This window comes from Roseburia sp. OM02-15 (assembly GCF_003481835.1).
In the GTDB taxonomy this organism is placed as follows: domain Bacteria; phylum Bacillota; class Clostridia; order Lachnospirales; family Lachnospiraceae; genus Eubacterium_I; species Eubacterium_I ramulus_A.
The window spans coordinates 1-21970 of sequence record NZ_QULX01000017.1 but is presented as its reverse complement, the minus strand read 5'-3'; the positions used below and the strand labels follow the sequence as shown (position 1 = coordinate 21970).

General features: G+C 43.6%; 17 protein-coding genes. 1 reads left to right on the top strand and 16 read right to left on the bottom strand.

What is annotated here, in order from left to right:
* Positions 1–77 precede the first annotated feature (77 nt).
* From spoIIR to DXB15_RS13295, 12 genes are all read right to left on the bottom strand, one after another.
* Positions 78–686 (bottom strand): stage II sporulation protein R, encoded by a 609-nt coding sequence (spoIIR, locus tag DXB15_RS13350; protein WP_118703231.1) that lies wholly within the window; start codon positions 684–686, stop codon positions 78–80.
* A gap of 198 nt (positions 687–884) precedes the next feature.
* Complete coding sequence (locus DXB15_RS13345) at positions 885–1979, bottom strand: Ger(x)C family spore germination protein (RefSeq protein ID WP_118703230.1); 1095 nt, start codon at positions 1977–1979, stop codon at positions 885–887.
* A gap of 15 nt (positions 1980–1994) precedes the next feature.
* Positions 1995–3101 (bottom strand): GerAB/ArcD/ProY family transporter, encoded by a 1107-nt coding sequence (locus DXB15_RS13340; protein WP_118703229.1) that lies wholly within the window; start codon positions 3099–3101, stop codon positions 1995–1997.
* 72 nt (positions 3102–3173) lie between these two features.
* Positions 3174–4718: a spore germination protein gene (locus DXB15_RS13335; RefSeq protein WP_118703228.1), complete on the bottom strand. Its 1545-nt coding sequence runs from the start codon at positions 4716–4718 to the stop codon at positions 3174–3176.
* Between the two features lie 196 nt (positions 4719–4914).
* Entirely contained in the window at positions 4915–5589 is a 675-nt protein-coding gene (locus DXB15_RS13330; protein WP_109216693.1) for a GntR family transcriptional regulator, read from the bottom strand.
* Positions 5590–5616: 27 nt separating this feature from the next.
* Positions 5617–6489 (bottom strand): 4-(cytidine 5'-diphospho)-2-C-methyl-D-erythritol kinase, encoded by an 873-nt coding sequence (ispE, locus tag DXB15_RS13325; RefSeq protein WP_118703227.1) that lies wholly within the window; start codon positions 6487–6489, stop codon positions 5617–5619.
* 1035 nt (positions 6490–7524) lie between these two features.
* Positions 7525–8808: an O-acetylhomoserine aminocarboxypropyltransferase/cysteine synthase family protein gene (locus DXB15_RS13320; protein WP_109216696.1), complete on the bottom strand. Its 1284-nt coding sequence runs from the start codon at positions 8806–8808 to the stop codon at positions 7525–7527.
* 301 nt (positions 8809–9109) lie between these two features.
* On the bottom strand, positions 9110–9571 hold the full coding sequence (locus tag DXB15_RS13315) for an ECF transporter S component (RefSeq protein WP_330427529.1): 462 nt from the start codon (positions 9569–9571) through the stop codon (positions 9110–9112).
* Positions 9572–9590: 19 nt separating this feature from the next.
* Positions 9591–11177, bottom strand: coding sequence for an ABC1 kinase family protein (locus tag DXB15_RS13310; RefSeq protein WP_109216704.1), 1587 nt, complete (start codon positions 11175–11177; stop codon positions 9591–9593).
* Positions 11178–11328: 151 nt separating this feature from the next.
* Positions 11329–11652 carry a phasin family protein gene (locus DXB15_RS13305; protein ID WP_109216698.1) on the bottom strand — a complete coding sequence of 108 codons (324 nt, stop codon included), beginning with the start codon at positions 11650–11652 and terminating at the stop codon, positions 11329–11331.
* 249 nt (positions 11653–11901) lie between these two features.
* The gene (locus DXB15_RS13300) at positions 11902–13011 is read right to left on the bottom strand and encodes a sulfotransferase family protein (RefSeq protein ID WP_118703226.1); all 1110 of its coding nucleotides are present in this window, start codon (positions 13009–13011) and stop codon (positions 11902–11904) included.
* 137 nt (positions 13012–13148) lie between these two features.
* The gene (locus tag DXB15_RS13295) at positions 13149–14303 is read right to left on the bottom strand and encodes a transglutaminase domain-containing protein (protein ID WP_330427530.1); all 1155 of its coding nucleotides are present in this window, start codon (positions 14301–14303) and stop codon (positions 13149–13151) included.
* A 196-nt stretch (positions 14304–14499) separates the two neighbouring features.
* Between DXB15_RS13295 and DXB15_RS13290 the strand changes: the two genes are divergently transcribed.
* A complete protein-coding gene (locus DXB15_RS13290; RefSeq protein WP_109216701.1) occupies positions 14500–15003 on the top strand; it encodes a DUF5721 family protein in 504 nt (167 codons plus the stop codon).
* Positions 15004–15122: 119 nt separating this feature from the next.
* On the opposite strand, the gene DXB15_RS13285 is transcribed toward DXB15_RS13290, so the two are convergent.
* The 4 genes from DXB15_RS13285 to DXB15_RS13260 all read right to left on the bottom strand — a co-directional run bounded on the left by DXB15_RS13285 (position 15123) and on the right by DXB15_RS13260 (position 21523).
* A complete protein-coding gene (locus tag DXB15_RS13285) occupies positions 15123–15581 on the bottom strand; it encodes a signal peptidase II (protein WP_118703225.1) in 459 nt (152 codons plus the stop codon).
* 58 nt (positions 15582–15639) lie between these two features.
* Entirely contained in the window at positions 15640–17079 is a 1440-nt protein-coding gene (locus DXB15_RS13280) for a LarC family nickel insertion protein (RefSeq protein WP_118703224.1), read from the bottom strand.
* A gap of 687 nt (positions 17080–17766) precedes the next feature.
* Complete coding sequence (locus DXB15_RS13270) at positions 17767–19458, bottom strand: S8 family peptidase (RefSeq protein ID WP_109217014.1); 1692 nt, start codon at positions 19456–19458, stop codon at positions 17767–17769.
* Positions 19459–20653: 1195 nt separating this feature from the next.
* Positions 20654–21523: a YitT family protein gene (locus DXB15_RS13260; protein ID WP_109216487.1), complete on the bottom strand. Its 870-nt coding sequence runs from the start codon at positions 21521–21523 to the stop codon at positions 20654–20656.
* Between the last annotated feature and the right edge of the window lie 447 nt (positions 21524–21970).

The following is a 21970-nucleotide window of genomic DNA, read 5'->3' as shown; positions in this document are numbered from 1 at the left end:
TTTTCGCAATTGAAGCAGGGGACTTACTTGATTCGGTTAAAATTGTGCTATCCCACATTGTAATCGTTTTTCCCTGATTATTCAAGCACGCGATTGAGAAATCCAAGCATTTTAAAACGCACCTTATAATTTCCGCTTTCCAGAACTGCTGCATACTCCTCCGGCTCCAGCACTTCCCGCAATTTTTCCCCTGAGGAAGCATCTACCTCATACATACTGTTTGCAAAACAGAGATTCGGGTACATGACGCACCACCAGTTATGCCCTTCCCCGGAACCGATCACAACCCGCAGTGCTTCATAGGTTCCGGATGGGAACGTATAATCACCGTAACTTTTTTCCGGAAATGCACAGTTTTCCAGCGCCGCATGTACCGGATAATCATAACCGTTTTCCCTGATCACATTTGCTGCACAGGTTTCAATTTCCTGCAGGTTTTCCGTCACCACATCAGTACTTTCTTCCAGTGAATCTGCATTTTGCAATTTTTCTGCCATCATGGTTCCGACACGGTCTCTGACGGCACATTTTAACGCCTGATCTGCCTGACTGTCGCTGTTTGCCAGCACATGAAACCGCAATACTTTCTGTGACATATCCCGCTGCAGCATGGCTGTGTGTATCGTTGTGGAAAGCAATACGCAGGCTGCTGCCGCCAGACATACTGCAATAAATCTTTTTTTCATGGTCTTTCCCCTGTTCTTTCTATACATAATTTTATAAAATAGCGCTCATCACTTATATCATCCAAGTCAACTGCTTATAAAATTTTCTGCACGATTCTGAGCAGTATAATCATACATTTTTTTCTTGAACTCACATTATATTCTCAATGAGCTTTATTCAGAGTCTTGCCATATTTTTCCAGTTTATTCCATAAACATTTATTCCACAAAAAGCCGGATTTTCAAATCCGAAAGATACTGCGCCGGTTCCTCACGATACTGTTCCCACAAACTGCGCTCCTGCCCTGCCAGAAGCAGAAATGAATTCGCCAGATCCATGCCCGCTTCCTTTTGCTGCGTAGTCAGAAACGTCAGCAAACGGTCTGCCAGTTCCTGTTTTCCCTGCTGCCTTTGGTCTTCTTGATCTGCATCCCAACTCAATGCACTCACGGTACTATTTCCCCGAACCGTTACTGTCAACACCGGATATTGATTCCCTGCTTCATCCACCGCCGCCGTGATCTCACGCTCTGTCTGTACCTGTTCCAGCAAAAAACGTGTCCCATCCTGCATCGTAAATGCATAACGTTTCAAATTATTTTGCAGAAGCATCAACTGCTCTCCTTCCCGCAGTGACAGTTCTCCCATCGGCTGCAATCCGAACAACACACAAAAGCCACCGATCTGAGGCTTTTCTTCCGCATCCGAAATCTCCAGAACTGGCACACACAGCGTTTCATTCCTGCTGTAATACTGACTCATCAGCGTTCCCACCGTCACCTGCGCTCCCTGCCGCACATCTTCCCACTCCTCTAACAGATCTTCCAGATAGATACCAAGGGACTCCGGCAACTTCAGATCTTCTGAAAAAATATCCTTCAGCGGTTCTTTTGTCACCATCACATACGTATTCCAGGCTGCATCCTGTTCCTCCTGAAAAAAATGCAGTAATTGTTCTGTCTTGGTCGTATCTTCCAGAATTGCCTGATCCAGAATCAGCACTTTCAGGTGATTGAAATCCGCATTTTTATTGCTATTTGCTGACATCTGTTCCTTTCCGGTAAACAAATCCTGCCCTTTGCCATTCCAGAACACATCAGAGGACAACGCATTTTCTGCTGCCTTGTCATCCTGCAGATCCGGATACGCCATATAGATTTCCAGATCATCCTCTGACGTTTTTTCCACGCCAAGTGCCAGCGGAAACGCATGATTTTCCAGTTCATTGGCGCCACATCCCGTCAGAAAAACAAGCCAGCAGATGATCATCATGATCCCAATTCCATAAAACAGATACCTCTTTTCGCTTTTCATGCCCTTTTACTCCTTCTATTTCTGCCTGATACGTTTTTTCAGACATTCCACGATTGCCTGCACCACCGGCAGAAAAAGCAGCAGCGGCACAACGAACCATACACAGACCTGAAACATGCGCTCCGCCCGTTCTGCCGAATGTAACAGCCATACTGCCAGCGCTGCCATTGCCAGACAGCAGATTCCCGTTGCCTTTGGTCTTCCCTTTTCAGAAAACAGCTTTTCCAAGGGTGCCGACGCATAATACAGCATTGAATTTAACAATGCAAACAGACAGAAAAACCAGATTCCCATCATCAGCGCATCCTGCCGCTCCAGAAAGTTTCCCGGCAATTTGACCACCGCCATCAGATCAATGATCGGATAAGACAAATGACTTAACAAGCCCACTTGAAACACACCAAGTAAAATCAGATATATGATGGCGTTCCATATCACAACGGCACACAGACTCCACCTTGTCGCCCGTAAAAGCTGCTCCGGTCTGCTACACTGACTTTTGCTGCAAAATGCCAGCAGCGACAATGAAAATATCAATACACATAACAAGATCCCTTTTCCAAAATTCTGCCAGGAAGTGTCTACCACCGGCGTCCAGTAATCCGTGCAAACGCCACTGCAGGCAGCAAGCAAAATGAAACCCAGGGGCAGTATCAAAATCCAAAAAAGCACCTCATATACACGAAGCCGGCTCTCCAGTCCTTTCCATAAGCCCCAGAATGCCGCACCTGTCAACGTCAGAACAATCGCCGCTTCATAGGATTTTCCCAACAATTGTTCTTCAATTAAGGTGCTCAGAAAATACATCACATAGGCGGCGATTCCAAGAAACGCACCTATATATATTACCATGGTCGTATTTTTCAATACTTTTGTATTGCAATATTGCTCACTTGTATCATTTTGTTTTACATTTGTATCGTACCGATTCCACGCAACAGACAACAGATAGGTCAAAACACCGCCAAATAAAATGGCAAATACACCATCTGTCCCGCACAGACGCGCCAGTGCCGGTGGCAGCAACAGCGTACTGAGCCCAAGCATTTCCAGAAAAAGCGCACGACTGATCTGTCTGGCAGAAACCTGTTGATTATCCGAAAAAATAATTCGATCCCGCATTGTTTTCCTCTACATCCTTCTGAAATCTTCTATTCCCGCTTTTCAACTTGACTTTTTTCCAAAGAACAATTCTTATTTTTCCCTATCGGTATTCGTATTTTTTCCCTGCTTTTTGATTCGTAACCGAATACGGTTATTTCTTTTTGCATAGATTGGACGTCTGTGCAACGACCACATAGGTGGACGCATCAATGTATCCTGTGCGTCCTTATATCCACTGAGTTCTGCCCCCACAACCGGCATCAGATACGGAATACCAAAGCTCTCCAACTGCGCCAGGTGAATGAGCAGCACCAGAATTCCAAGCAAAAATCCATAAAATCCAAGCGCCGCTGCCAGACCGATAAAAGCAAATTTCAGCAGACGAAACGCTGTCGCAAAGTCTTCATTCGGAATTGCAAAAGAACACAGCGCCGTAAATGCCACTACGATCACCACCATGGGACTGACGATATTCGCATCCACCGCTGCCTGCCCGATGATCAGTCCGCCCACGATTCCAATGGTATTTCCCATGGCTCCGGGCAGACGTACCCCCGCTTCCCGCAAAAGTTCAAAAGACAGCTCCATCAAAAGAATCTCCACCACCCCCGGAAACGGAACGCCCTGACGTGCTGCTGCAAAAGAAAGCAACAGTTTGGTTGGCAGCAGCTGTGTATGAAAATTTGTCATTGCAAGATACAATCCCGGCAAAATCATAGACAACACCGATGCCACATAGCGCAATGCCCGGGTAAAAGTGGCAATCTCCCAACGGGTGTAGTAATCATCTGTTGTTTTAATAAAAGAATTATAATCCGTCGGAAAAATCAGTGCTTCCGGGGAATGGTCCGACAATAAGACTGCCCGTCCTTCCAGCAGTGCCATTACCGCCCGATCCGGTCGGCGGGTTGTCTGAAACTGTGGAAACGGCGAAAACCACTGGGTTTCCGTCAACTGTTCGATCACCCCGCTGTCCTGAACACCGTCAATTTCAAACTGACGCAAACGTTCCTGCATTTCTTCCACCACCGCATATCTGGTGATATTTTCCATATACAGAATGTCGACATTCGTGTTGCTCTGCCTTCCGCATTTGCATTCAGTTACTTTCAAATTTACCGACCGGAGGCGTTTTCGAATCAATGCCGTATTCAGCTTGATCGATGTGCCAAACCCTTCATTGCTTCCCCGCAATGCTTTTTCCGATTCTGTCTCCTGCAAAGACATCCCCGGATAGCCTTTGTCCGGAATCTTCAACGCCTGATCAAATCCATCCACAAAAAGAATCGAATCCCCCGTCAGCATTCCATTGGCAGCATCCAGTAAGGTAGAAAACGGTGTCGCATCCGACATACCAAGGGCATTTTTCTGTAAAGCGCTGCCCAGTTCTTCTGAAGACATTTCCTTCAATCGGGATAACATTTTTCCCAGTGCGGATTCCTGCAGCATATCTTTGCCACCTGTAATCTCGATATAACTTAAAAATGCTTTCACATCCATCTGTTTTCCCAGATACATCTCCCGCATTTTGATATCCGCACAGTCCGAAAAAAGCTGCTTCCACCAGGCAATATTCTGTTCTATGTCTTTGGAGACTTCTTTATCTTCTAACAGCTTTTCCTTTTTCTCCTGCATGTACTTCCCCCCATCCTTGGATCGATTTCCCCCGCTTACCTCTCCTTTTGATAAAGAGAAGTCTCCCGCAACTTATTGATTTGTACAAGAAAAGCAAAGAGACTTTCTTATATTTACCTAAAAAAAGAGAGCAGGTATCAACCTACTCTCTAGTCTGTGCTGTTTTTTGTGTTCTATTCTTCTAATTTTACTTCTTCTACTCCTGATCGCGAATGATCTTTTTCACTGCCTCTGCCTGATTATGAAGGTGCTTCTCCACATAAGCAACTGCCTGTTTCTGATCCTTTTCCTTCAGTGCATCATACATTCTATGATGCTCCTCGATCAGACGCGGGTAAATAGCTGCATCTTTCAGATATTCCACACGATAACGATACATCTGCTCTCTCAAATTGCTCAAAAGCTGCTGCAGTTTCGGATTGTTGGATGCTTTATAAAGAATCTCATGAAATTTGACATCTGCTTTTGCCATCTCTACAAACTGACCGGATTTTGTTTTCTCTTCAAAATCCTCCATAGCCACTTTCAGTTCCTGCAAAGCTGCCGGTGTAATATTTTCACAGGACAGGCGTACTGCCAATGCTTCCAGAGAAAGACGGATCTGTAATACATCTTCCATGTCTTTTTCTGTCATTTTCGCAACTTCTGCACCTTTTCTCGGAATGGTAACAGCAAGTCCTTCCTGCTCTAACATACGGATTGCCTCACGGATTGGTGTACGGCTTACGCCAAGCTTCGATGCAAGCTGTAACTCCATCAGACGCTCCCCCGGTTTCAGATCACCTTTCAGGATTGCACCACGCAATGTCTGAAAAACGACATCACGAAGTGGCAGATATGCATCCATCTGTAATTCCAAGTTGTCTGTCATTTTTTATTTCCCCCTCTTCTTCGCCGCTTATCTTCTATTATTATGGATATCGGATGTGTACACATTTTTTGCCAGTCCGGACTGTTTCAACGCTTCGTATGCCCGGCGGATTTCTTTCTCATTCGGGAATAATCCAAATACGGTCGGACCACTTCCACTCATCATGGCATTTAATGCACCATTCTCCAACATCAGTTTCTTAATATCCTCAATCACCGGATACATTGGAATCGTCACGGTCTCAAGGATATTTCCCATATGAGAAGCAACCCCTTTGAGGTCTTTTTGCTGAATCCCTTCCATCACACCATCAATATCCGGATGCTCCATGCCGTCATATAATTTCAAACCTTCATAAACTGCTTTGGTGGATACAGAAATCGCCGGTTTTGCGATCAGTACCGGACATTTCGGCATCGGCGGCAATGCAGTCAGTTTTTCACCGATTCCCTCTGCCAATGCTGTACCACGCATAATACAAAACGGAACATCTGCACCGATCTTCAGACCAAGTTCCATCAGTTTATTCTGTTTCAGGCCCAGATTAAAAATACGATTCATTCCTACCAGCACTGCTGCCGCATCTGAACTTCCGCCTGCAAGACCTGCTGCCACCGGAATGAATTTCTGAAGAACGATCCGCACACCTTCTTTAATCTGAAACTCATCTTTCATCAGTTTTGCTGCACGGTATACTAAATTATCCTCATTCACCGGCAGATAATACAGATTGGTTTCCACATGAATATGCGGAGATCTTGTTTTCTTGATCTCTACTCTGTCATACAGATGGATCGTCTGCATGACCATACGCACTTCGTGATAACCATCTTCCCGTTTTCCCAAAACATCCAGTCCAAGATTGATCTTGGCAAGTGCTTTTAAACTTATCTCGTCCATTTTTCATTCCTCGTTTCTCTTCTATGCTGTAGCGAAAACGAAATCTTCAGCGGTTTTTCATGCTGTAAGATACAATTTTCGTATTTTGTATACATTCTTATGTATTATTTTATATACAATCCGATAATTTGTCAATAAATTCTTATTTGTCGTTTAAGGAACAAGTTTGAAAAAACTCCAATGCAGGCACGACCGATTTCCTATCTTCGCTGCGCCGCCTCTCTCCGCCCGCTTCCGCGAACTTGCCAACAGCAAAAACAGCTGTTGCCTCAACCACTCTCCCGCGGTCGGGCTATGCTCGCTCCGATAACGGAAATCAGTCTACCGCCTTGCCTTGGAGTTTGTTTCTAACTTGTTCCATTTACACGACGGCACCGCCTGCCACACATGCACACACGATATTGACAAAATAAGCACTGTGTTGCATGCGCAATTAAAAACATCCTGCGTTCCATATGGCACTTATTTAAGAAACACTGTACCAGTGTTTTTTCACATTCATAAAGTGAATCAGCGTGCACAACATAGCGGTAATCTTATTATAATTTATATGTGCACGTGGCAGGCGGTGACGTCGTGTAAATGGAACAAATTCAAGTCGAACGCACGTGAGACTTGGTGCGTGATTCTGGTCAGCGCAAGCTGACATCTTCTTTTCAGAATCACTGCACTCTACACTCCGTTCCGGTCGGCGCAAAACCATTGTCTCCCAGACAATGTGCGCCCTCGCGGAGCATTTATCTCAGTCGGAGATTGAACTCCCACTGAGAAATACTTGTTACTACTCACCACTTGCAGAAGTGGGAGTCTCAACTCAGACTAAGATAAAAAATAACTCCAAGAGGATAATTGTAAAATTTTCGTTGTGACCGCTGCATCCAGCCCGTCCGCGAGAGTGTGTCTGAACCCGCTGGTTTTGCGGGTGAGTTCGCGGAAGCGGACGGAAATAAGCGATGCTGTGGTCACAACGAAAATTTTTCATATCCTTTTGGAGTTATTTTTTATTTGTTCCTTAAACGACAAACAAGAGTTTTCTTAAATAGCTTCCAGAGCCTGCGCCAGATCTGCGATCAGATCTTCTTTGTCCTCGAGTCCACAGGACATACGCACCAGTCCTGCCGGGATTCCAGCCGCCTCAAGCTGTTCGTCTGTCATCTGACGATGTGTGGAAGTTGCCGGATTTAAACAGCAGGTTCTTGCATCTGCCACATGTGTCTCGATGGCAGCTAATTTCAGATGTTTCATAAATGTTTCTGCCGCTGCACGGCCGCCTTCTAATTCGAAAGATACGACACCGCATCCACCCTTCGGCATATATTTCTGTGCCAGATCATAGTATTTATCGCCCGGAAGTCCGCTGTATGTAACGTTGACTACCTTTGGATGATTTGCCAAAAATTCTGCTACTGCCTGTCCGTTTTCTACATGACGCGGCATACGAACATGCAGGGATTCCAGACCAAGGTTCAGATAAAATGCATGCTGCGGAGACTGGATGCTTCCAAGGTCACGCATTAACTGTGCGGTACATTTTGTGATAAATGCACCACCCTGACCAAATTTTTCTGCATAAGTAATTCCGTGATAGGAATCATCCGGTGTGCAGAGTCCCGGGAATTTATCTGCATGTGCCATCCAGTCAAAGTTTCCGGAATCAACGATTGCTCCACCTACTGCTGCGCCATGTCCATCCATGTATTTTGTCGTAGAATGGGTTACGATGTCTGCGCCCCACTCAAACGGGCGGCAGTTTACCGGTGTCGGGAATGTATTGTCCACGATCAGCGGTACACCATGTGCATGTGCTGCTTTTGCAAATTTTTCAATATCCAGAACGGTCAGTGCAGGGTTTGCGATGGTCTCACCAAATACCGCTCTTGTATTCTCCTGAAATGCTGCATTGAGTTCTTCTTCTGTACAATCTGGTGCTACGAATGTTGCTGTAATACCCATTTTACGCATGGTTACTTCAATCAGGTTGAAAGTTCCACCGTAAATGGCAGAAGATGCCACGATATGGCTTCCGCACTCGCATACATTAAATAATGCAAAAAAGTTTGCTGCCTGTCCGGAGGATGTCAGCATTGCCGCTGTACCGCCTTCCATCTCTGCGATCTTTGCTGCTACCAGATCATTGGTCGGATTCTGCAGACGGGTATAGAAATATCCGGAATCCTCCAGATCGAATAATCTACCCATTGCCTCGCTTGTCTCATAACGGAAGGTTGTGGACTGAACGATTGGAATCTGTCTCGGCTCTCCATTTCCCGGACGATATCCTCCCTGTACACACTTCGTATCTAATCTGTAATCACTCATTTTTTCCTTCTCCTTTTCCTAATCTTCTGCCCTTTATAACAGAAGAAAACGTTTTCATAAATACATTTTATATACGGATACAGTTTTATGTCAACAAAAAAATACAGCTTGCACTGCTATTACACAGACAAACTGTACTTTTTCAAACTTACTCACTCCGCTTATTCATCGTCAGAATCGGAACCAGATGATTATATACCAAAAATGTGATCACCACACTGATCATCGCCTTAATAAACGTAAACGGCATATTAAATACGATCAGACTCTGCAGGATGCTTTTTACCCCTGGGAAAATTGCCTAATATGCTGCCAGAATCGTATCTGCCGGCATGAAATTATAATATACCGGATATACAACGAAATAATTGGATACAATACTGACAACCGCCATCAGGACTGCGCCAAGAATGGCTCCGCCACAGGCACTCTTTTTCGATTTCTTTTTCTTATACAATAAACCTGCCGGCAGAATAAATACCGCATTTAAAATAAAGTTAGAAAGTTCTCCGACACCGCCAGTAGATGTCACCGTCAGATGTAACAGATTTTTGATCAGTGCAATAATAATGCCGCCCACCGGACCTACTGCCAAACTGCCGATCAACGCCGGGAAATCAGACAGATCCATCTTGATAAACACCGGCATCAACGGAACACTGAACTCCATAAACATCAAAATATACGCAATGGCAGATAAAACACCTACAATTGCCATTTTTGGAATATTTGATTTTATTGGTTTTTTCGCTTTTGTTGCCATACTTTATGAACCTCTTTCTCTATCGTTTTTTCTTTTTTGACCGAAAATGACTGATAAACACGGACGCGGTAAACAGAATCGCCAGAAAATAGCCGATGGCTCCCAGTGCCGGAATTCCAAGTAATTTCGGTTTCATATCGGTGGTGCAGATAATACTGGAACTGATCAGAAGCGCCATGATCAAAAATCCCATGACCAACCGCCGCACCAGCGCATTCAGCATCACCGTCAGATCATCCGTCGCGTGCAGATCCAGATTGATACTGGTCTGTCCCTGCATATAGCTTCGTAACAGATCTGATATATAAGATGGTATCTTGATGCCTTTCTGTAATGCCTGCCAGATTTCTTTTCCACTCATGCGAAGTTCCTTTTTCAGATCAAAATCAGACAGTTTATTTCCTGACATTCGTACAGATGCAACTTGAACCACATTGATGTCCGGCGCAATCTCAGCGATCACTCCCTCAATAGTTGTCAGACCACGCACCAGCATCGTCAAACTGTGTGGCATTGATACCCTGTTTTCTTTCATAATATCGATCAGATCCTGCATCAGCGTTCCCATATTCAGACCGCCGAAATTTGCAGAACCGTATTTGGCAAGCCAGTCACCAATATCCGAATACAGCAGCTTCTGATTTGGTTTGTCGTGAAATTCTCCCAAGGATAATACGGCTTCCACGATCAGACTGACATCATGCGTTGCCACGCCTTTAATGACCTTGGTCAACAGAGCCTGATCCCGCTGGGAAAAACGCCCCATCATTCCCATGTCAATCCAGACGATCTTGCCACCTCGAATACGCAGATTGCCCGGATGTGGATCTGCATGGAAAAATCCATCCTCCATGATCTGCTTTACATAATTATCTGCCATCTTGGTTCCGATCTCATCCAGATCATAGCCAGCTGCCAATAATTTGTCCTTTTCGTCCACACCAATTCCTTCAATATACTCCATTACAAGCACTTGTGTGGTCGTATATTCCCGGTAAAGCATTGGACTGGTCACAAATGCCACGTCTTTATTCAAACGTGCAAATTCTTCCATATTTGCCGCTTCTGCAAGGAAATTCATTTCTTCCTGTGCAACCACCCACATCTCATCCAGAACCTGATTCATATCTACCAGACCTGCCATATTAATCGGCGGCATCAGTTTTACGGCACGATGCAAAAATGCAATATCCCGGGACATGGTTTCATAAATTCCCTGACGCTGCACCTTGACCACTACTGTCTCACCGGTTTTGAGTTTTGCCTTATGCACCTGAGCAATGGAAGCGGAACCAATCGGTGTTTCTTCAAAGTCTGCAAATACTTCGTTAAGCGCTGTTCCATAAGCGTGTTCGATCACCTCTTGCACTTCCGAAAAAGGCATCGGTGTTACTTCGGAACGCAGACGCATAAATTCATCACAGATTTTCTTTGGGAAAATATCCGAACGCATAGACATAATCTGACCCAGCTTAATATAAGTTGGGCCAAGATCTTCCAGAATCAGGCGTAACTTTTCCGGAGTTACGCCCCTGGCAATTTGATGTTTGTGAATGACTGATATAATTTCCCGCAATCGGGTTCCATTCGTATCTTTTTCACTCATAATTTCAATTTCTTTCAATCTGTTTTCATTGTGCCTTCCTTTTTTCCTTCTGTTTGGAAAGCACGATTCCTTTTAAGTCACACACAGGAGACTTAACACCTGATTCCAGTCAATGAAAATTAATAGTTTCTTCTTAGAATCACGATATCTTCTACTCTTCTGCTGCTTCCTCTTTTGTCTCTTCTGCTTTTTCTTCTGTAGCTTTTGCTTCCATGTTTGCAATTGCAGCTTTTAATGCCTCGATCTGCTCCGGAGTCATTCCTTTTAATACATCAGCAGGATCCTGCTCATCTTTTTTGAATGTCTGTTTTACATTATGCTTTAATTCTTCATTCAAGACTTTTCCCTGCTCTACGGTCAGCTCACCTTTTTTTACCAGATCATCCAGAATCTCTTTTGATTTCTCAGCAGTCGTAGCTGCTGCACCGATACCTGCCAATAAGATTTTTTTCATGCTGTCACTGATTTTTTCCATAATAAAGTTCTCCTTTCTCATGTCAGGAAGAATCTCACCGCCTATAGAGACGGGAGTCGTCTCACATCTGATATATGTTCAGTATACACTACTTAAAGTTATTTTGCACCACAATTTTTCTTCACAAAAATGTGTTACAGCTCACTCATCATATGCATTCAGATAATGATCATGCCTGCATCAAAAATTGCCCGGATACATAATAATGAAAAGAATGTCTTTTTATGAACAAAAACTCGGTCCAGTGTTCTATTTTTGCATCTCATATCCATAATGCTCAAAATAAAAGCCAAGTTTTGCATTGATCTTGTCCCGAAGTTCCGGTGTCAGCTCAAATTTATTCTTCTGATAATTCTTCTGGCTTTCCAGATATGCGTCAAAATACGGTTTTGCCTCCTCGAACCCATCAATGCCAAGATGATCGTAGATCTGTTTGACATATCCTTCCGGATCTTTGCAGAAATCTTCATATTTGATATCAATATGATCCTCCGGCGGCATGGCATCCAGCTCACGGAATGCTTTTTTATAAATGCGCTCGAACAGATCAATGGTCACATCTTCGATCACCTGATGAGACGCCGGCTCATTTAAGCAGAACAGCCCCATTTCCTTGGTAAACATATTGATGGTGGACATGACAACGGTATACGGATTGCGGTAAATATTGATAAATTTTGCTCCCGGATAACATTTTTTCAAAGCACCGATCCTGCATGTATTTTCCGGGCTTTTCAGCAGAAGCTGTTTGCCCCCGTACAGATACGTCACTTTTTTCAAAATGTAGTCATACACCTTGCTCCATTCCTGCTGCCTTTTCTCATCCTGCTCGTCAATAAAAGCAGTCTCAATGTATTTGACACCTTTTCCGCCATCCGGAAATACCAGCATGTGACTGATCGCCTGGGTAGAAATCGTTGCCTGCGCAAATACTTCCTCCATCGGAAGATCCAGCGTATATTCCAGATTATCCATCGGACGCGCGCCCTGCAGCAGCTTCTTCTGTGCTTTTGCCAGAATCCCTTTCATAAAAATACAGTTGCTGAAAGTCACAGTACGAACCGGATCAAACCATCCAAACTGCGGATCTCTGGTCAGCAGATTTTGCAAAAATGTTGTTCCAGAACGCCAGTAACCCACAATGTATACTGGATCTTTTTTGATTTTTGTCCGTTTGATCGGCACATAAAAGACCAGCCATTCCAAAAATGCCGGAACTGCCAGAACCGACGACACTGCCGTGATCAGCCGCGCCTGTGCTTTATTTTCCGCGGTGATCGGGTTGCTTTTTTTCAAACGTAACCAGTTGTCCAGTCGACATCCCATCAGATTGTGGGACAGATTTATCTTTTTTCCCATGGTATCTCACACTTGCCTTTCTGCCAGTTTCCTCTAAATTCCCATTTGACTCATTATTTTTACTAATCTTACGAAATAAACGTAGGAAACTCTTATAAAATTAAAAAGTATCTTTAAAACCTATTTCTACTGTTTTATCAAAATACAATAAACAATACACAGCTGTCTATATCTTCCATATATCGGAAGGAACTTAATCCCGGACAGAATTTTGCAATTCCATATTCTTCCACAAAATACTGCATCGCCTGCTCATACAGATCCGTACTTGCGAACTTCACCTGTACCATATTTTCGCCATTCTGATAAGCCTGTGCAAAAATCGCTCCGATCGTTTCCGGATTCCATTCCGTAATATACCGCCCCTCGTGCACATAGTAATTATCTGCGGTCGCGGTACACTCCGGCAGACTGATCCGTTCATCCGCGGTATGGGACTGCATGATATCCGCCGTGGAAGCACCAAAATAATTGTAATCAATATACTTGGATACCACATTTTCCTTCTGTTCATCCTGACGGGACAGATACTGAGAGTTTCCCCATGTAGTATCAATATAATAGTAGTCCCCGTCCAGCTTTGCCAGATTCCATGCATGCGGTCCGTCGCTGACATTTCCAAGCACTGTTGTACAGGAAATCCCCAGTTTTTCCAACAGGTACTGCGTTGCATACGCATATCCCTGACAAATGGTTTCATGATTCAAAAACACACTAATAATGTTCTGGTTGTCAGCAGAATCATCCACATAATCTACTTCCGTGATCAATTTTTCAAATACATACAGTGCCTTATCATAGTCCGTTCCATCCGTCGGCGCATCTGCCAGCATCCGGTCTGCTTCCTCATCGATCTGCTTCTGCGTCTTTTTCTGTTCTTCTTTGCTCATGCTGTATTCCGGCGTCACCATGATTGCTGTGATCTCATCGCCACGGTTATAGGTCACATAGGAAAACTGTTTCAGCCAGAACAGGTTACAGTAATCACAGCGCACTGCCAGATATGCCAGTTCCATTTCATCGACATCCGTCGTCGCAATCTGCACCTTTTCTTCCCGGTGCATGATAGCGTACAAAATCTCATCATAGACAAGTTTCGTATTGTCCGGCAGCGTGTTGTAAGCATATTTATCCTGTGATACCGTCTTTACCTCCAACGGATTGTTTCCCGTGACAATTTTTTCCATACGATCTGCCACTTCATCAGCATTTTTCCCACATCCGGTCAAGCCAGACACTAAAACCATCAGGAATAGAAAAATCGGCAAACATTTCCATCCTGTTTTTTTCATTTTTTTCACTCAAATATACCCGCTCTTTCTAAATCGGTAATTACATTTTGATTGCTTTTTTCTAATTTCAATTTTATAATATTTGTAATAGGAACGACAACACAATTTCCATTCCCAATGTGTATCATCCAGATTACTACAAATCCAAAAGATAATGATACCATAATCCACATTTTTTGTTAACAGGAGATTCTGCATGATTGCATTAAAAATAACCGATATTGGCACCTTTATCAACAAATTACTAAAAGAAGGCATGTGCGATCACTTTCTTTTGCAGGAAGCAGTCATTACACAGGCGGCAACCTTTACGATTGACGGTTCCCTTCAGGCAGATTATTTCGATTCTGAAGAAACAGAAAACCTTCAATTGCAGGATCTGTCCTATGTGCCATTTTCCCTGATGCGTCCGCATTGTCTGAAACTGATGCAGGGCAAAAAGAAACCTCTTTATTTTAAATTTGTGTTTCTTCTCTCTCCGGCAAATCAGTTAAACACGGTGGAACGCGCAGGTACTTCCTTTTTACCGGAAGATGTCAGTGGCATGTATCTGCATTTCACTTATAAAAACGAAACCCTGACCTGCACCACAGGAATCTCCTACCGGAAATTTTCTCTGGATAAGACGCTGGATCAGGAGTGGGATCGCTTAGTTCCCGTCTTTCTTCGTAAAAATGGTATTGCGGCAGAACCTGTCTGAAAGGACTGCCGCATTTTTTCTTTTCCTTATCATCTTATTGTTCCTCAGAGTGTCCATACAAGCTGTAAGACATCTATTTATCTCAAATATTTGTTATCACATCTGAGTTTCGCTCTGCGCTAACACTGCTTTCCGATCTCGCGCAGCATCAGCACTGCCATTCCGATAAATACACAAAAATCCGCAATGTTAAAAATCAATTTTTTCAAAAATGGAATCGGAACTTTAAACTGTACGTAATCCGTCACATATCCATGCCGAAAACGTTCCAGCAAATTGGCAAGCCCACCGCCAAGGATCAGTGCCAGACCAGCCTTTAAAGCACTTTTTCCTTTCAATGTCATTGCAAGCAGAAACATGATCGTAAGAATACTTACAACACCGATACCGATGCCTTTGACAAGCTGTGGCTTTTTCTCCAGTGTATTATTTGCCATTCCTTCGTTATGGTATTTGCGCAGACGAATCGGAAGTCTGCCCACCTCCCGGTTTTCATTTGTTGAAAAATTTTTATTCACCCGACGGCGAACAAAAAATTCTGCCGCACAGATCGCCACAATGATTCCCACATAAATCATACCCGTATCTCTCCTTTCTTATGCCGGTTTCCTTATTTATTCTCTAGTCATCTCAGATCTAATACAATTCTTTTTCCAGACGGCGGTATACTTCCCGAAATGGCAGATGCTGCTCTCTGGCAATTGCCGCTACACTCTCATATTCCAATGTCGGTACTTCGCCGTTTTTCTTTTTCATGGTTTTTACCGCCACATTACCCAGAGAAGTCTGCTCTGTTGATTTTCTGCGCTGTAAGATCGTGCGCTGCATCAGTGCACGGCGAATGCCAATGGTCGTTGTCTCCTCAAAAATAATGTCTTCTAACCGCTCCCGATCCTCCGGACGGCACAAAACAGTCAACATATATGCCGGGCGGTTCTTCTTCATATAAATCGGAAGATAGCAGGCATCCAAAGCACCATTTTCCATCAGACGCTCCATTGTGTAGCCAAGCACTTCACCGCCGCAATCATCAATGTTACACTCCAGTTTCCAGATTTCATTTGGTGTCGTTGTGTCTGTGCAGACAATGTCCTCTGCTACTGTCTCATGTTTTGGTTCCTCTGCCTGAATTTCATCCGGTTCCTTTTCTGGTGCAACCTGACTGATAATACTTTCCTCTAAAAACTCCAGGTCATCGTCCCAGTCAGAATTTTGCTCTGGTGCTTTCGTAACACTTTCTGTATTTTCTTCTTCAGAAACTGGGGATTCTTGCAAAATATGTTCCTGCTCAGCTTCTTTTTCTGGAAAATCGGCTTCTATATTCTTCTCTATCTCTTCTTTCTCCGGAAAATTAGCTTCTATATTTTTCTCTACAGCTTCCTTTTCCGAAAAATCAGCCATTCCACTCTTCTCTGCATTTCCGTCTTCAAGCACCATGATCCGCAGCACGCCATTGCTTCCATCCGATGCAGTACCACGACCGGTTCCGATCTTGCTGACATGGTACTCCTCCGGCAGATGATCCGAAGTACGGCATGCCGCCAGAAAAGCAGCTCCTTCCGGTGTCACCCATGCACTATCGCGTTCCATACGGTGCATTGCGATCTCAGCCCCCATCAGAATATATAACGTTTCCGGCAACGGTACCGACACCGGTTCATGATCAATATAAATTTGTCCATATCCATCGTACACGATCGGACAAATGATCGTATCTGCTTCCAGACGTTCCATACAAATAGACGCTGCCAGCATAGCAATCACTTCATCATAATCTTTTTCCTGAAATTCTACATGTGCAATATTCACTCTCTGCACCGCTGCCTTTGCATGAAGCCAGATGTCATATGCACGCTGAAACAACTCCTCTGCTCCCTCTGGAAGTGCAAAATCTTTGATTTTTCTTGGCAGTTTGCGAATCATCGCCGCCTTTACCTCTGCCGGGCAGTCCAGTGTAAGCAGCTGGTCTACTGTCGCCTTCGCCTGTGTCTGTTCCGGCATCAGATTTAACAATGCCTCAACCATCATTTTCGCACTCAGTCCTTCATAGCATTGTATGTATATTGTCTTTCCCATTTATCTTTCCTCCGGTTCTCAAATCTTTCCCTCCCGTGGAGGTGGAAAACATCTCTTATCTCTGAAATTTCTCCACTGATATCCTCTTGTTATTCCTTACCTATAGCGGTGGGAGTTATCTCATATCTGATGTATCCTGTTAAGATACAGTATAAAATAAAAATGAGAAAAATACCATTGCTTTCTTTTTGCTCACATCTTCTTTTTCGTTTTCTATAAATTCTGTTTTTAAGCTAAAGATTACATTTTTATCCAATACAATCTTTCTTTCCAGGATCTTATGATAATTCATTTTGGTTTTATCATACTGCAATTTCACCAGTTATCATGCAGTCTCACAACAAATTTTACCCTGATTACTTTTTAGTCATATGAATTATGCACAATTTATTTTTCAAAATTTGTGAATCATTGTGAACACTTGCGTCTACACATTTGCTATTATAATAACTGTAAAAACCCCAATACATTATAAGTTTTTTGCTACCCCCATAGTAAAAAATACCTTCTCCTTAGAAGACAGCCGTTCGGATTTGGCTGTCTTTTTATTTTACAATTTTTCAAAACACAAAGAATCCTTTTTACAGTTATTGAAAAGGACTTCAGTAAAGCGGTCATTCACTGCTTGCTCATGAACGCCGTCACTTTACTTATTCTGTATTTATCTTTTGCGAATGTACATATCTTCTAATTTCCCCGCAAACGGCTCAACGCCTGATATACTTCCAGCACTCCATACCCATATACCGGATTGGGATACGTCCGGTCCTCATCCCGCACCGCTCCGCGGATCAGCAGATTTTTCAGATCTGTCGTATTCAGATACAACATATTATTTTCCACAATTCCCCATTGAAAAAGCTGAGCGCAGGCACCGGCAGTCAGCGCAGCACTGATACTTGTACCGCTGCGAAGTTCATAGCGGTCCCGAAGCACAGGTCCCAGTACATTTACTCCCGGCGCGACAATATCTGGTTTCACCGCATCCAGACTGGAAAATCCTCTGCCGGAATCCGGGTCAATGCTTCCTCCGATTGCCTGATACGCTCCGGTGGTGATCGCCACCCGCGACATTCCCGGCATAGTGACCGTCGTGTTCGGATCAGATCTCAGGAAAAATACTTCTCCACTCAACAGTTGCGACAACGGAAGCCAGCAGAATATATTTCCACTCAGCACAAAATCTGCCTGCAATTCCACCGTCCAGATTCCACTGAGCGGTTGTTCAAACCGCAGCATGATCTGCTGCATGCTGTTTCTGGTTCCCACAATGGCATATTCTGCCGTTAATTTTGTTTTTTCAAACAAAAATACATATTCCTGCCGTTCTCCCGGACGTACCACAGTCTTCGGGAACCGTTCTCCGGTAGGCGATACGATCGACAGTTCATAAATCTCCGGAACCATCGTCCAGATTTCCATCTGAAATCCTGCAAGATTACTGCCAACGGACAGTTCAATACTCTCAACCGCGCCCTCTTCCATTCCCCTTTTTTGATAATGCCGCCGCTGATTTGCCGCATTTCCTGCTGCCACAACAACTGCCCGCTGCCGTCTTCGTCCAAACTCATCACACTGGATCGCCAGCGGTTCATCCCCGACATGATTTCCAAGTCCGCTCCCCATGCCAATACATAATACCAACGGCATTCGCCGCTCATATGCAAAACGGTTCAGCCAGCTGATTCCCATCATCAGATCATTTTCCTGATAACATTCCTGTCCCTGTGGAATAAAATAATAATCCCGCAGATATGGTTTCGCCTGTTTGCATTTTACAACTGCAATCTGAGCCAGCGGTGCTGCTCCCGAAAAATCTGCCGTGCCATCTGTGCTTCCACATGCTACCCCCGCCAGAAATGTACCATGTCCGTTTTCGTCCTGTTCCGGCACAATCTCCCGCGGTCGTTCTGACCGGAGTGCTTCATTAATCTGTTCCTCTCCATAAAATGCCCCGTAAACCATCCCATTCGGCGGTGTTCCATCTTCCGCCGTCTGATCCCAGATACCGACAATCCGTGTGGTTCCATCCTCATTTTGGAAAGCCGGATGTTCATACGTAATTCCCGTATCAACAAATCCGATCAAAACGCCCTGTCCCTGCAGATCCAGTGCTGATGGATTCTGTAAACGCAAAATCCCGCTGACTTCCAGCGCTGTCATATCCATCGGCACCAGACAATGCGGGATCGTCAGATACGGATAATCCACCAGATTCAACTCCGGTGCCCGCTCCCTGCTGTAAAATCCAATGTCATACGTATTGTCCACCTGTAAGATGCATTCCGGATTTCCCAGTGGATACCCACCGATATAATCAATGATCAGGTCGTAATAATCATTCGAATAAATCACTTTTTTGCAGATATTATCGTCCATATTTTTCTCAGAAAGCTTTTATCTATAAGTTATGCGAAGAAAAACCTTTTTGTTTCTTCTAAACACCTCTGTCATCTGCCCAAGAATATATCCCCCACTGACTATGATTGTTGTACAAGTCAAGCGGATATTCGCAATCCGCTTCGCTACTTGCTCATAACCGAATAACTGCTCCGCAGTTTATCAGAAGGAGCTTGCACTCCTCCTGATACAAGCAAGTCCCCACCCACTGCTTATTGCTTTTCGCAATTGAAGTAGGGGACTTACTTGATTCGGTTAATGTCTAAAACTCACTGAATCTAGCACAAGTGAATATATGCAATTGAAGTAAAAAGTCTCCTTAATTTAGCTAAATCATGCAAAATCACAGCAGATTCTAAAATGATTACTTTTTGGTCTTATAAAATTTGTATAGTTTTTTCCTGTTTTTTTATGAATGATTGTGAACACTTACGTGCACACATTTGCTATTATAATAACTGTAAAAACCCCAATACATTATAAGTTTTTTGCTACCCCCATAGTAAAAAATACCTTCTCCTTAGAAGACAGCCGTTCGGATTTGGCTGTCTTTTTATTTTGTCTTTTTATAGTCCAAACTTCTGTTCAAGAATGCTCCGGCATTCTTGTTGCGAGGTGCGCGTCATGCAATTGCATGACATACTTCAACTGCGCACCTCTGTAATCCTGCCGGAGGCTATATCAGATGGGGGATTGGCTCCCACCACTGATACTAGCTTGTTTCTCACCACCTATAGAGGTGGGAGTCATCTCCCATCTGATACTAAGTTTGTTTTCACCTTTGTGTAAAAAACTTATTTTATGTTCCTTTTGTCTAAAATTGGTCCTTCCTGTGCAATTATTACAAGGCTTTTGAAACTGATTACTTTTTGGTCTTATAAAAATTGCATAGTTTTTCTGTGATTTTTTATGAATGATTGTGAACACTTATGCACGTACATTTGCTATTATAATAACTGTAAAAACCCCCAATACATTATAAGTTTTTTGCTACCCCCATAGTAAAAAATACCTTCTCCTTAAAAAGACAGCCGTTCGGATTTGGCTGTCTTTTATTTTTGTTTAAAAAATACTACTATGAGAAATGTCTGTTGTACTACACACATAATAGTTTTACCCAAAAGTATATACACTACAAGGTAAAACTTTTTATTTTAGTTTCATTCATTTTCTATTAACTATTCGCTACATCTTCTATCGCAGTTTTCTTTATATGTTTTCCAATGATCTCAGACACGTCACTGACCGTAATAAATGCAGAAGTATCAACTTCTTTGATCAGACGTTTCAGTTCATAGATTTCAAGACGATTCAACACACAGTACAATACAACTTTCTTTCCACTAATCAGACCTTCGCCCTCCAGCATTGTCACAGTTCTGCCAAGCTTCTGATAAATCTGATCCGCGATTTCTTTTCCCTCGTCAGTAATGATCATAGCCGCTTTCGCCTGCTCCAGACCAGTCTCTACCTTATCAATAATTTTCGATGTAATAAAATAAGTAAGAAGACTGTACATTGCGCGGTCAAATCCAAAAAGAAGTGCCGCTACAATATAAATAATCACATTAAAAATCAGCACCGTCTGTCCCACCGGGAACTTGAATTTGCGGTTCAGCAAAATTGCCACTGTTTCCGTCCCATCCAGACAGCCGCCAAATCGAATGACCAGACCCACACCTGCTCCAAGGATCACACCACCGAAACATACTGCCAGCAAATACTGATCTGTGGCATTTACCCACGGCGCAAACACTTCCAAAAATATGGAAAACATCGCCATAGCGTAGCCGGATTTTACGATAAATGTCACACCAAGTTTTCGGGAACCAATCAGAAGAAACGGAATGTTCAGAACGATGGTCAGAATACTTAACGGGATATGGGTTAGGTTATTTACCATGATGCCGATACCAATGACACCGCCATCCAAGATCGTGCAGGGCACCAGAAATTCTTCAATGGCAAATGCAGCGATGGCAGATCCCACGGTCAACATCAGAAAATCTAAAAACAGTCGCATTTTCGGGTTCAATTCTCTCATTCAGATTCCTCCTTTTTTAATCCAGCTATTTTGTTACTTTCCTTTTTCTCTGATGATCATTACAATCAGTCAGCCAGGCAAATGTCCTCACTCTTCTTACTTAGTCAAGCGGATATTCGCAATCCGCTTCGCTACTTGCTCATAACCGAATAACTGCTCCGCAGTTTATCAGAAGGAGCTTGCACTCCTCCTTATACAAGCAAGTCCCCACCCACTGCTTATTGCTTTTCGCAATTGAAGCAGGGGACTTACTTGATTCGGTTAAAGTAAAAACAGAGGGCTTAATAGGTCTAAAAATGGCAGGGGAAATAAGCACCTTTGCTCTTTCTCCTGCCACGTTTCCTCTCTGCTTATTGTTCTTCGCAATGGAAGCAGGGATTTAATTATTCAATTCAAGTCGAACGCACGTGAGACTTGGTGCGTGATTCTGGTCAGCGCAAGCTGACA

What these genes read in the sequence shown, in the direction of transcription:
- spoIIR (WP_118703231.1), bottom strand. Translation starts at nt 686, where the DNA reads ATGAAAAAAAGATTTATTGCAGTATGTCTGGCGGCAGCAGCCTGCGTA.
- DXB15_RS13290 (WP_109216701.1), top strand. Translation starts at nt 14,500, where the DNA reads ATGATTGCATTAAAAATAACCGATATTGGCACCTTTATCAACAAATTA.
- DXB15_RS13335 (WP_118703228.1), bottom strand. Translation starts at nt 4,718, where the DNA reads ATGCAGGAGAAAAAGGAAAAGCTGTTAGAAGATAAAGAAGTCTCCAAA.
- DXB15_RS13260 (WP_109216487.1), bottom strand. Translation starts at nt 21,523, where the DNA reads ATGAGAGAATTGAACCCGAAAATGCGACTGTTTTTAGATTTTCTGATG.
- DXB15_RS13320 (WP_109216696.1), bottom strand. Translation starts at nt 8,808, where the DNA reads ATGAGTGATTACAGATTAGATACGAAGTGTGTACAGGGAGGATATCGT.
- DXB15_RS13330 (WP_109216693.1), bottom strand. Translation starts at nt 5,589, where the DNA reads ATGACAGACAACTTGGAATTACAGATGGATGCATATCTGCCACTTCGT.
- DXB15_RS13280 (WP_118703224.1), bottom strand. Translation starts at nt 17,079, where the DNA reads ATGGGAAAGACAATATACATACAATGCTATGAAGGACTGAGTGCGAAA.
- DXB15_RS13315 (WP_330427529.1), bottom strand. Translation starts at nt 9,571, where the DNA reads ATGGCAACAAAAGCGAAAAAACCAATAAAATCAAATATTCCAAAAATG.
- DXB15_RS13340 (WP_118703229.1), bottom strand. Translation starts at nt 3,101, where the DNA reads ATGCGGGATCGAATTATTTTTTCGGATAATCAACAGGTTTCTGCCAGA.
- DXB15_RS13285 (WP_118703225.1), bottom strand. Translation starts at nt 15,581, where the DNA reads ATGATTTATGTGGGAATCATTGTGGCGATCTGTGCGGCAGAATTTTTT.
- DXB15_RS13305 (WP_109216698.1), bottom strand. Translation starts at nt 11,652, where the DNA reads ATGGAAAAAATCAGTGACAGCATGAAAAAAATCTTATTGGCAGGTATC.
- DXB15_RS13270 (WP_109217014.1), bottom strand. Translation starts at nt 19,458, where the DNA reads ATGGACGATAATATCTGCAAAAAAGTGATTTATTCGAATGATTATTAC.
- DXB15_RS13295 (WP_330427530.1), bottom strand. Translation starts at nt 14,303, where the DNA reads ATGAAAAAAACAGGATGGAAATGTTTGCCGATTTTTCTATTCCTGATG.
- DXB15_RS13345 (WP_118703230.1), bottom strand. Translation starts at nt 1,979, where the DNA reads ATGAAAAGCGAAAAGAGGTATCTGTTTTATGGAATTGGGATCATGATG.
- ispE (WP_118703227.1), bottom strand. Translation starts at nt 6,489, where the DNA reads ATGGACGAGATAAGTTTAAAAGCACTTGCCAAGATCAATCTTGGACTG.
- DXB15_RS13310 (WP_109216704.1), bottom strand. Translation starts at nt 11,177, where the DNA reads ATGAGTGAAAAAGATACGAATGGAACCCGATTGCGGGAAATTATATCA.
- DXB15_RS13300 (WP_118703226.1), bottom strand. Translation starts at nt 13,011, where the DNA reads ATGGGAAAAAAGATAAATCTGTCCCACAATCTGATGGGATGTCGACTG.